Origin of the sequence: Streptomyces sp. NPDC058534, from assembly GCF_042717365.1 — a bacterium.
Classification (GTDB): domain Bacteria; phylum Actinomycetota; class Actinomycetes; order Streptomycetales; family Streptomycetaceae; genus Streptomyces.
Genome location: NZ_JBHXNW010000071.1, coordinates 1 through 8,972 on the forward strand (window position 1 = coordinate 1; position 8,972 = coordinate 8,972).

9 protein-coding genes and 1 pseudogene are annotated in these 8,972 nt (G+C 72.1%); 8 read left to right on the plus strand and 2 right to left on the minus strand.

Features of this window, described 5'->3' with window-relative positions; genetic code table 11:
- The 4 genes and pseudogenes from ACFWR9_RS32750 to ACFWR9_RS32765 form a co-directional block, all read left to right on the plus strand.
- Positions 1-489: pseudogene (locus ACFWR9_RS32750) on the plus strand (ATP-dependent DNA ligase); the annotation flags it as partial.
- The gene (locus tag ACFWR9_RS32755; protein WP_383848475.1) at positions 486-947 is read left to right on the plus strand and encodes an NUDIX domain-containing protein; all 462 of its coding nucleotides are present in this window, start codon (positions 486-488) and stop codon (positions 945-947) included. The pseudogene ACFWR9_RS32750 and the gene ACFWR9_RS32755, both read left to right, overlap by 4 nt.
- Positions 948-1,055: 108 nt before the next feature.
- On the plus strand, positions 1,056-2,441 hold the full coding sequence (locus tag ACFWR9_RS32760) for an NADP-dependent succinic semialdehyde dehydrogenase (RefSeq protein ID WP_383848477.1): 1,386 nt from the start codon (positions 1,056-1,058) through the stop codon (positions 2,439-2,441).
- Positions 2,442-2,466: 25 nt separating this feature from the next.
- The gene (locus tag ACFWR9_RS32765; protein ID WP_064726681.1) at positions 2,467-2,703 is read left to right on the plus strand and encodes a DUF6213 family protein; all 237 of its coding nucleotides are present in this window, start codon (positions 2,467-2,469) and stop codon (positions 2,701-2,703) included.
- A 95-nt stretch (positions 2,704-2,798) separates the two neighbouring features.
- Here ACFWR9_RS32765 and ACFWR9_RS32770 read toward each other — a convergent pair whose 3' ends face one another.
- Positions 2,799-4,025, minus strand: a complete 1,227-nt coding sequence (locus tag ACFWR9_RS32770; RefSeq protein ID WP_383848480.1) for an acyl-CoA dehydrogenase family protein — start codon at positions 4,023-4,025, stop codon at positions 2,799-2,801.
- Positions 4,026-4,193: 168 nt separating this feature from the next.
- Between ACFWR9_RS32770 and ACFWR9_RS32775 the strand changes: the two genes are divergently transcribed.
- Positions 4,194-4,850 carry a TetR family transcriptional regulator gene (locus ACFWR9_RS32775; protein ID WP_383848483.1) on the plus strand — a complete coding sequence of 219 codons (657 nt, stop codon included), beginning with the start codon at positions 4,194-4,196 and terminating at the stop codon, positions 4,848-4,850.
- Positions 4,851-4,881: 31 nt separating this feature from the next.
- Here ACFWR9_RS32775 and def read toward each other — a convergent pair whose 3' ends face one another.
- On the minus strand, positions 4,882-5,424 hold the full coding sequence (def, locus tag ACFWR9_RS32780) for a peptide deformylase (RefSeq protein ID WP_383848485.1): 543 nt from the start codon (positions 5,422-5,424) through the stop codon (positions 4,882-4,884).
- Between the two features lie 169 nt (positions 5,425-5,593).
- On the opposite strand from def, the gene ACFWR9_RS32785 reads away from it, so the two are divergent.
- The 3 genes from ACFWR9_RS32785 to ACFWR9_RS32795 all read left to right on the plus strand — a co-directional run bounded on the left by ACFWR9_RS32785 (position 5,594) and on the right by ACFWR9_RS32795 (position 8,828).
- A complete protein-coding gene (locus ACFWR9_RS32785; protein ID WP_383848487.1) occupies positions 5,594-6,832 on the plus strand; it encodes a MurT ligase domain-containing protein in 1,239 nt (412 codons plus the stop codon).
- 23 nt (positions 6,833-6,855) lie between these two features.
- Positions 6,856-7,584: a type 1 glutamine amidotransferase gene (locus ACFWR9_RS32790; RefSeq protein WP_383848489.1), complete on the plus strand. Its 729-nt coding sequence runs from the start codon at positions 6,856-6,858 to the stop codon at positions 7,582-7,584.
- A 218-nt stretch (positions 7,585-7,802) separates the two neighbouring features.
- Positions 7,803-8,828, plus strand: coding sequence for a 6-phosphofructokinase (locus ACFWR9_RS32795; RefSeq protein ID WP_352153540.1), 1,026 nt, complete (start codon positions 7,803-7,805; stop codon positions 8,826-8,828).
- The last annotated feature ends 144 nt before the right edge of the window (positions 8,829-8,972 follow it).

The following is an 8,972-nucleotide window of genomic DNA, read 5'->3' on the forward strand; positions in this document are numbered from 1 at the left end:
GAGACGCTGCGGCGCGGCCACGAGGGCGTCGTCGTCAAGGGGCTCGACGCCGGCTACAGCGCGGGCCGCCGCGGCGCGTCCTGGCTGAAGGTCAAGCCCGTCCACACCCTCGACCTGGTCGTGCTGGCCGCCGAGTGGGGCCACGGCCGCCGCACCGGCAGGCTCTCCAACCTCCACCTGGGCGCCCGCACCGCCGACGGCTCCTTCGCGATGCTCGGCAAGACCTTCAAGGGCATGACGGACGCGCTGCTGGCCTGGCAGACCGAGCGCCTCGGGCAGCTGGCCGTCGAGGAACACCCCTGGGGCGTGACCGTACGCCCCGAACTCGTCGTCGAGATCGCCTACGACGGCCTCCAGCGCTCCACCCGCTACCCGGCCGGCGTCACCCTCCGCTTCGCCCGCGTGGTCCGCTACCGCGAGGACAAGCGCCCCGAGGACGCGGACACCGTGGACACCCTGCTCGCCGCGCACCCGGGGGTCGCCCCGTGAGGCGCAGCGCGGGCCTGCTGCTGCACCGCCGCGGCCACGGCGAGGAACTCCAGGTGCTCCTCGGGCACATGGGCGGCCCGTTCTACGCCCGCCGGGAGGCCGGCGCGTGGACGGTCCCCAAGGGCGAGTACGACCCCGCGGAGCCGGCCTGGGGCGCGGCCCGGCGGGAGTTCGAGGAGGAGCTGGGGCTGCCGCCGCCCGACGGTGCGGCCGTCCCGCTGGGCGAGGTGCGGCAGGCGGGTGGGAAGGTCGTCACGGTCTGGGCCGTCGAGGCCGACCTCGACCCGGCGACGGTCGTACCCGGCACCTTCAGCATGGAGTGGCCGCCGCGATCGGGCCGGACCCAGGAGTTCCCCGAGCTGGACCGGGTCGCGTGGTTCCCGGTGGACCGGGCCCGCGAGGTGATCGTAAAGGCACAGGCCGCGTTTCTCGACCGGCTGGCTGAGCACTCGCACTGACAAGAGGCGACGCGGTGCGGAAAGAGCCCGCACCGGACCCGTCCGCGTTGCGGCACCCCGCGCCACGCGCCAGGGTCGAAGCACGAGCCAGCACCCAGGAGGTCGGTCATGCCCATCGCGACGGTGAATCCGGCGAACGGCGAGACGCTCAGGACGTACGAGGCCATGGGCGAGGAGGAGATCGAGCGCCGGATCCAGCTCGCGGAGGCCACCTTCCGCACGTACCGGACGACGGCGCTCGACGAGCGCGCCCGGCTCATGCACCGGGCCGCCGACCTCCTGGAGGGGGACCAGGAGGAGATCGGCAAGGTCATCACGACCGAGATGGGCAAGCCGGTCAAGCAGGCCCGCGCGGAGGCCGCCAAGTGCGCCAAGGCGATGCGCTGGTACGCCGACCACGCGGCCGGGCTGCTCGCCGACGAGGAGCCCGCCGAGTCCGACGTGAAGGACTCCGGCGCCTCCCGGGCCCTGGTCCGCTACCGGCCGCTGGGCCCGGTGCTCGCGGTGATGCCGTGGAACTTCCCGCTCTGGCAGGTGATCCGGTTCGCGGCGCCCGCGCTCATGGCGGGCAACGTGGGGCTGCTCAAGCACGCCTCGAACGTGCCGCAGACCGCCCTGTACCTGGAGGACCTGTTCCACCGGGCGGGCTTCCCCGAGGGCTGCTTCCAGACCCTGCTCATCGGCTCCGGCGCCGTCGACGGCGTCCTGCGCGACGAGCGGGTGCGGGCCGCCACCCTCACCGGCAGCGAGCCGGCCGGCCGCGCGGTCGCCGCCACCGCCGGGGAGATGATCAAGAAGACGGTGCTGGAGCTGGGCGGCAGCGACCCCTTCGTCGTCATGCCGTCCGCCGACGTGGACCGGGCCGCCGACGTCGCCGTGACGGCGCGTACGCAGAACTGCGGGCAGTCCTGCATCGCCGCCAAGCGGTTCATCGTGCACACGGACGTGTACGACGCGTTCGTGGAGCGCTTCACCGCGGGCATGAGGGCGCTGACGGTCGGCGACCCGCTGGACGAGGAGACCGAGGTCGGGCCGCTCTCCAGTGAGCAGGGCCTGAACGACGTCGTGGAGCTGGTCGACGACGCGAAGCGGGGCGGTGCGACGGTGCTGTGCGGTGGCGAACGCCCCGAGGGCCCGGGCTGGTACTACCCGCCGACCGTACTGGCCGACGTGACGCGCGGGATGCGCATCCACCGTGAGGAGGCCTTCGGTCCCGTCGCCACGCTGTACCGGGTGGCGGACCTGGACGAGGCGGTGCTGATCGCCAACGACTCGGACTTCGGGCTCAGTTCCAACGTCTGGACCCGTGACGACGCCGACGTGGACCGCTTCGTACGGGATCTGGAGGCGGGCAGTGTGTACGTCAACGGGATGACCGCGTCCCATCCGGCGTTCCCGTTCGGCGGGGTCAAGCGGTCGGGCTACGGGCGTGAGCTGTCCGGGCACGGAATCCGGGAGTTCTGCAACATCACCACCGTATGGCACGGAGCGTGAGCCTTCCGCGACTACGATCCCCTTTGTGAACCGCGAAGTGACCCTGCCTCTGATCGTCGACGACCGCGGCACCCTTCAGGTCGCCGCGTCCGACGTGAGCAAGCTGCTGCGCACGGTGGGTGGGCGGTGGCTGCGGCTGGTGGAGGCGGGCGAGGTGAGCCTGGACGAGGACACGGTCGCGGCGCTCACCATCGAGCTGGCCAAGCTGGCCGACCGGATCGACGTGGCGTGCATCGCCCACAGCAGCGGCCCGTCCTCCTGAGGGGCGCGGGGCTGTATCGATGTGCGGCTCCGCCGCGTGGGCGCGACCAGCCACGACGAACCCGCGGACCGCGTCGCACAGGACCCCACCGGCGCTCAACGAATCGGCACCCCCGCCAGCGTCCGCGCGATGACGAGCCGCTGAATCTCGCTCGTCCCCTCGAAGATCGTGTAGATCGCGGCGTCCCGGTGCATCCGCTCCACGGGGTACTCCCGCGTGTACCCGTTGCCGCCCAGGATCTGGACCGCCTGCGCGGTCACCTTCTTCGCCGTCTCGCTCGCGAACAGCTTGGACATCGACCCCTCGGCCGCCGTGAACGGCTTTCCGTTGATCGCCATCCAGGAGGCCCGCCACACCAGCAGCCGGGCCGCGTCGATGGACGTCCGCATGTCGGCGAGCTGGAAGGCGACGCCCTGGTTGTCGATGATCGGCCGCCCGAACTGCTCACGGGTCCGGGCGTACTCCAGCGCCTCCTCGTACGCGGCGCGGGCGGTGCCCACGGCCATGGCGCCGACGGCCGGGCGCGAAGCCTCGAAGGTGGCCATCGCGGCGTTCTTGACGCGCTCGCCCCCCTGCTTGGCCTTCTCCCGGGCGCGGGCCAGCCGGGCGTCCAGCTTCTCCTTGCCGCCGAGCAGGCAGGAGCCGGGGACGCGCACGTTGTCCAGGACCACCTCGGCGGTGTGCGAGGCGCGGATGCCGTGCTTCTTGAACTTCTGGCCCTGGGACAGCCCCGGGGTGGCCGGCGGGACGATGAAGGAGGCGTGCCCCTTGGAGCCCAGCTCCGCGTCCACGACCGCCACGACGACGTGGACGTTGGCGATGCCGCCGTTGGTCGCCCAGGTCTTGGTGCCGTTGAGCACCCACTCGTCCTTGGCCTCGTCGTACACGGCGCGCGTGCGCATGGAGGCCACGTCGGAGCCCGCGTCCGGCTCGGAGGAGCAGAAGGCGGCGACCTTCACGTCGTTCACGTCGCCGTACATCTGGGGGATCCAGGTGCCGATCTGCTCCTCGGTGCCGTTGGCGAGGACGCCGACGGCGGCGAGGCCGGTGCCGACGATGGACAGGGCGATGCCGGCGTCCCCCCAGAACAGCTCCTCCATCGCCATGGGGATGCCGAGGCCGGTGGAGTCGAAGTACTGCTGCGCGTAGAAGTCGAGGGAGTAGACGCCGACCTTGGCGGCCTCCTGGATGACCGGCCAGGGAGTCTCCTCACGCTCGTCCCATTCGGCGGCCGCGGGGCGGATGACGTCGGCCGCGAAGCCGTGCAGCCAGTCCCGGACCTCCTTCTGTTCGTCGCTCAGCTCCATGGTGAACTCGGCCATGTCCCCTCCAGTGACGCCCGTACTGTTACTTGCGGTAACCCGAGTCTGTTACCGGTCGGTAGGAAAAGTCAACTCCCGAGGCCCCGTCGCCCTCCCGTTCGATGCCGGGCGCCCCGCGGGTGTTAGTTTGCGACGGCGTCACCGAAACAGCACGGGTGGGGAGAGCACATGGACACCACACAGCGGGCCGACCAGCAGCGGTCCGCCGACCACAGACGGCGCGAGCTGCTCGAGGCCGCCGACCGGGTGGTGCTGCGCGACGGTCCCCAGGCCTCGATGAACGCCATCGCCGCCGAGGCCGGCATCACCAAGCCGATCCTCTACCGCCACTTCGGCGACAAGAGCGGACTGTACGCCGCCCTCGCCGTCCGGCACACCGACGCGCTCCTCGCCTCGCTGCGGGCGGCCCTGGACGCCCCGGCGGAGCGGCGGCAACGCGTCGAGGCCACCCTGGACACCTATCTGGCGGCCATCGAGGCACGCCCGCAGGTGTACCGCTTCCTGATGCATCCGGCGGAGGGCATCGCCACCCCGGCCGACCAGGCCGACCAGGGTTTCGACGTCGGCAAGCACTCGGCCCCGCTGCTGCGCCGGATGGGCGAGGAACTGGCCCAGGTCATCGAGGAACGCCTCGACGTCGGCCCCGGCACCCAGCAGTTGGCCCGCGTGTGGGGGCACGGCATCGTCGGCATGATGCACGCCGCCGGCGACTGGTGGCTGGGCGAACGCCCCTGTTCCAGGGCGGAGTTGGTGAGCACCTTGGCCGACCTGCTGTGGGGCCGGCTGGCGGCGGCCGGGGACAAGGCGGGAGGACCCGGCTTCTGACGGCGCCCCGCGGCCGTACGGGCTCCCGCACTCAGCGCTGGTGCCAGAAGGCCCGCGCCACCTGTCGCATCAGCCGCCGGTGGCGCCGGCCCGACAGGCGCTCGGAGTACACCCGCCCCTCCAGGTGATCGCACTCGTGCTGGAGGCACCGCGCGAAGAACCCCGTGCCGCGCACGGTGACGGGCTCCCCGGTCACCGTGAAACCCGTCACGACGGCCTCGTCGTGCCGCTCGGTCCCGGCCTCCAGACCCGGCAGCGACAGACAGCCCTCCGGCCCGCGCACCACCACCCCGCCGGTCTCGACGAGCCGCGGGTTCACCAGGTGGCCGAGGTGGCGCTCGTCCTCGTCGTCCGGGCAGTCGTAGACGAAGACGCGCAGCCCCGTGCCGATCTGGTTCGCGGCCAGGCCCACACCGTGGGCGGCGTACATGGTCGCGAACAAGTCCTCCACGAGCCCCGCGAGTTCCGGACCGAAGTCCGTCACCTCCTCGCACGGGGCGTGCAGGACGGGGTCGCCCAGGAGGCCGAGGGGGCGGACGCGCCCGTGGGCGCCCGGGATGGAGCTGTGTCGCATGGCGGCAAGAGTAAGGTCCCTGTGTCCCCCGGCGGGCCGCGCCCACCGCCGGAGCCCCGTGGCCGGTGCCGCGATTCGGGAGTGCGAACGGATCTCGGTAGGCTGAGGTCCACACCACGTGGCCGTCAGGCTTCAGGCGCGGCGCGTACGCAAGGAGGATCGAGAACTGATGGCAGGCAACTCGGACCCGCTCTCGCCCCGGGCCAAGATCGCCGTGACCGCGGGCAAGGCGGTCGCGGCGGCTTCGCGCGCCGCGGGGCGCGGCAGCGGTTCGGTGATCGGCGGCAAGGTCGCGCTGAGACTCGATCCGGACCTCCTCGCCCGGCTCGCCCAGCACCTGGACGTGACCCTGGTCTCGGCGACCAACGGCAAGACCACCACCACCCGCCTGATCGCCGAGGCGCTGCGCGCGGCGGGGCCGGTCGTGTCCAACGCGCTCGGCGCCAACATGCCGGCCGGCATCACCTCGGCCCTCGCGGCCGGCTCGGACGCCCGGTACGGCGTCATCGAGGTCGACGAGAAGTACCTCGTCGGCGTCGCCCAGGCCACCGAGCCGAAGTGCATCGCGCTCCTCAACCTCTCCCGCGACCAGCTGGACCGCGCCGCCGAGACCCGCATGCTCGCCGAGAACTGGCGTGAGGGCCTGACCGGCTCGAAGGCCGTGATCGTCGCCAACGCCGACGACCCGCTGGTGGTGTGGGCCGCGTCCTCCTCCCCCAACGTGATCTGGGTCGCCGCCGGCCAGATGTGGAAGGACGACGCCTGGTCCTGCCCGGCGTGCGGCGGCGTGATGCAGCGTCCCGGCGACGACTGGTTCTGCGGCGAGTGCGGCTTCCGCCGTCCCACGCCGAGCTGGGCCCTCTCCGGCGACCACGTCCTCGACCCGCACGGCTCCGCCTGGCCGATCCACCTCCAGCTGCCGGGCCGCGCCAACAAGGCCAACGCCGCCTCCTCGGCCGCCGTCGCCGCCGTCTTCGGCGTGCCGCCGCAGGTCGCCCTGGAGCGCATGTACCAGGTGCAGGCGGTCGCCGGACGCTACGACGTCGTCCAGTTCCAGGGCCGCGACCTGCGTCTGCTGCTCGCCAAGAACCCGGCGGGCTGGCTGGAGACCTTCTCCCTGATCGACCCGCCGCCCACGCCGGTGATCCTCTCGGTGAACGCCCGCGGCGCCGACGGCACCGACACCTCCTGGCTGTGGGACGTGGACTACACCCGGCTGACCGGCCACCCGATCTGCGTGGTCGGCGACCGCAAGCTGGACCTCGCGGTGCGTCTGGAGGTCGCGAACCAGCAGTTCCAGGTGTGCGAGGACCTCGACCAGGCGGTGCAGCTGTGCCCGCCCGGCCGGATCGAGGTCATCGCCAACTACACCGCCTTCCAGGACCTGCGCCGCCGCGTCGGCAACTGACCGCGAGACTTCAGGGGACTTTCGTGAGCGACAACCAACTGCGGATCGTCTGGATCTACCCGGACCTGCTCAGCACGTACGGCGACCAGGGCAACGCCCTCGTGGTGGAGCGCCGGGCCCGCCAGCGCGGCCTCGACGTGGCCCGGCTCGACGTGCGCAGCGACCAGCAGATCCCGACCTCGGGCGACATCTACCTGATCGGCGGCGGCGAGGACCGCCCGCAGCGGCTCGCGGCCGAGCGGCTGCGCCGCGACGGTGGCCTGCAACGGGCGGTGGAGAACGGCGCGATCGTGTTCTCCGTCTGCGCCGGCTACCAGATCCTGGGCCACGAGTTCATCAACGACCTGGGCCATCGCGAGCCGGGCCTCGGGCTGCTCGACGTGGTCTCGACGCGCGGCGAGGGCGCCCGCTGCGTCGGCGACGTCCTCGCCGACATCGACCCGCGCCTCGGGCTGCCGCCCCTGACCGGCTTCGAGAACCACCAGGGCGTCACCCACCTCGGCCCCACCGCGCGCGCGCTCTCCCAGGTCCGCTTCGGCAACGGCAACGGCACGGGCGACGGCACCGAGGGCGCGTACAACGACACGGTCTTCGGTACGTACATGCACGGCCCGGTGCTGGCGCGCAACCCGCAGATCGCGGACCTGCTGCTCAAGCTGGCCCTCGACGTGAACGCACTGCCGCCGACCGACGACCGCTGGTACGAGGCGCTCCGCAACGAGCGCATCGCGGCTGCGCAGCAGCCTGCGTAGGTACAGCTGCGCAGCAGCCTGCGTAGGTACAGCTGCGCAGCAGCCTGCCTGACCGGGTCCGGGCGGGCCCGTCTGATGGGTCATCCGCACAGGTGAGCGGGCACGTCCAGTAGGCGGACGTGTGGTTCGGTCCCGGCCCCCGATGCCGCTAGGGTGGCGGGGATCGAGCCGGACAGCGCGGTCCGGACCCGTGCCACGTTGAGAAGGTATTTCGGGCTATGCGCATTGGTGTCCTCACGTCCGGCGGCGACTGCCCCGGCCTGAACGCCGTCATCCGGTCCGTCGTGCACCGCGCCGTCGTCGACCACGGCGACGAGGTCATCGGCTTCCGGGACGGCTGGAAGGGCCTCCTGGAGTGCGACTACCTGAAGCTCGACCTCGACGCGGTGGGCGGCATCCTGGCCCGCGGCGGCACCATCCTCGGCTCTTCCCGCGTCCGCCCCGAGCACCTGCGGGACGGCGTGGAGCGCGCCCGCGGCCACGTCGAGGAACTCGGCCTGGACGCGATCATCCCGATCGGCGGCGAGGGCACCCTGAAGGCGGCCCGCCTGCTGTCGGACAACGGCCTGCCCATCGTCGGCGTGCCGAAGACCATCGACAACGACATAGCGGTCACCGACGTGACGTTCGGCTTCGACACCGCCGTGACCGTGGCGACCGAGGCCCTGGACCGGCTGAAGACCACCGCCGAGTCCCACCAGCGGGTGCTGATCGTGGAGGTCATGGGCCGTCACACCGGATGGATCGCGCTGCACTCGGGCATGGCGGCCGGCGCCCACGCCGTGGTCGTCCCGGAGCGGCCCTTCGACATCGACGAGTTGACCGCGAAGGTCGGCGAGCGTTTCTCGGCGGGCAAGCGGTTCGCGATCGTGGTGGCCGCGGAGGGCGCCAAGCCGAAGGCGGGCACCATGGACTTCGACGAGGGCGGCAAGGACGTCTACGGGCACGAGCGCTTCGCCGGGATCGCGCGCCAGCTCTCCATCGAGCTGGAGGAGCGGCTCGGCAAGGAGGCCCGGCCGGTGATCCTCGGACACGTCCAGCGCGGGGGTACGCCGACGGCGTACGACCGGGTGCTGGCCACGCGGTTCGGGTGGCATGCGGTGGAGGCCGTGCATCGTGGGGAGTTCGGGATGATGACGGCCCTGCGTGGGACGGACATCGCGATGGTACCGCTTGCTGACGCGGTCGAGTCGTTGAAGACGGTGCCGGATGCGCGGTATGCGGAGGCGGAGTGCGTTCTGTGAGGTTGATGTAGTACGCCGACCGCGGGTGGTTCGTGGTTGCTCGCGCTCACGCGGCGGAGCCGCACATTGATACAGCCCCGGGGGGGGGGGGGGGGGCGCGCGGCGCGCGGCGCAGCGCGCGCCCGCACGCTCGCGGGCGCTCGC

What these genes read in the sequence shown, in the direction of transcription:
- ACFWR9_RS32775 (WP_383848483.1), top strand. Translation starts at nt 4,194, where the DNA reads ATGGACACCACACAGCGGGCCGACCAGCAGCGGTCCGCCGACCACAGA.
- ACFWR9_RS32785 (WP_383848487.1), top strand. Translation starts at nt 5,594, where the DNA reads ATGGCAGGCAACTCGGACCCGCTCTCGCCCCGGGCCAAGATCGCCGTG.
- ACFWR9_RS32770 (WP_383848480.1), bottom strand. Translation starts at nt 4,025, where the DNA reads ATGGCCGAGTTCACCATGGAGCTGAGCGACGAACAGAAGGAGGTCCGG.
- ACFWR9_RS32760 (WP_383848477.1), top strand. Translation starts at nt 1,056, where the DNA reads ATGCCCATCGCGACGGTGAATCCGGCGAACGGCGAGACGCTCAGGACG.
- def (WP_383848485.1), bottom strand. Translation starts at nt 5,424, where the DNA reads ATGCGACACAGCTCCATCCCGGGCGCCCACGGGCGCGTCCGCCCCCTC.
- ACFWR9_RS32795 (WP_352153540.1), top strand. Translation starts at nt 7,803, where the DNA reads ATGCGCATTGGTGTCCTCACGTCCGGCGGCGACTGCCCCGGCCTGAAC.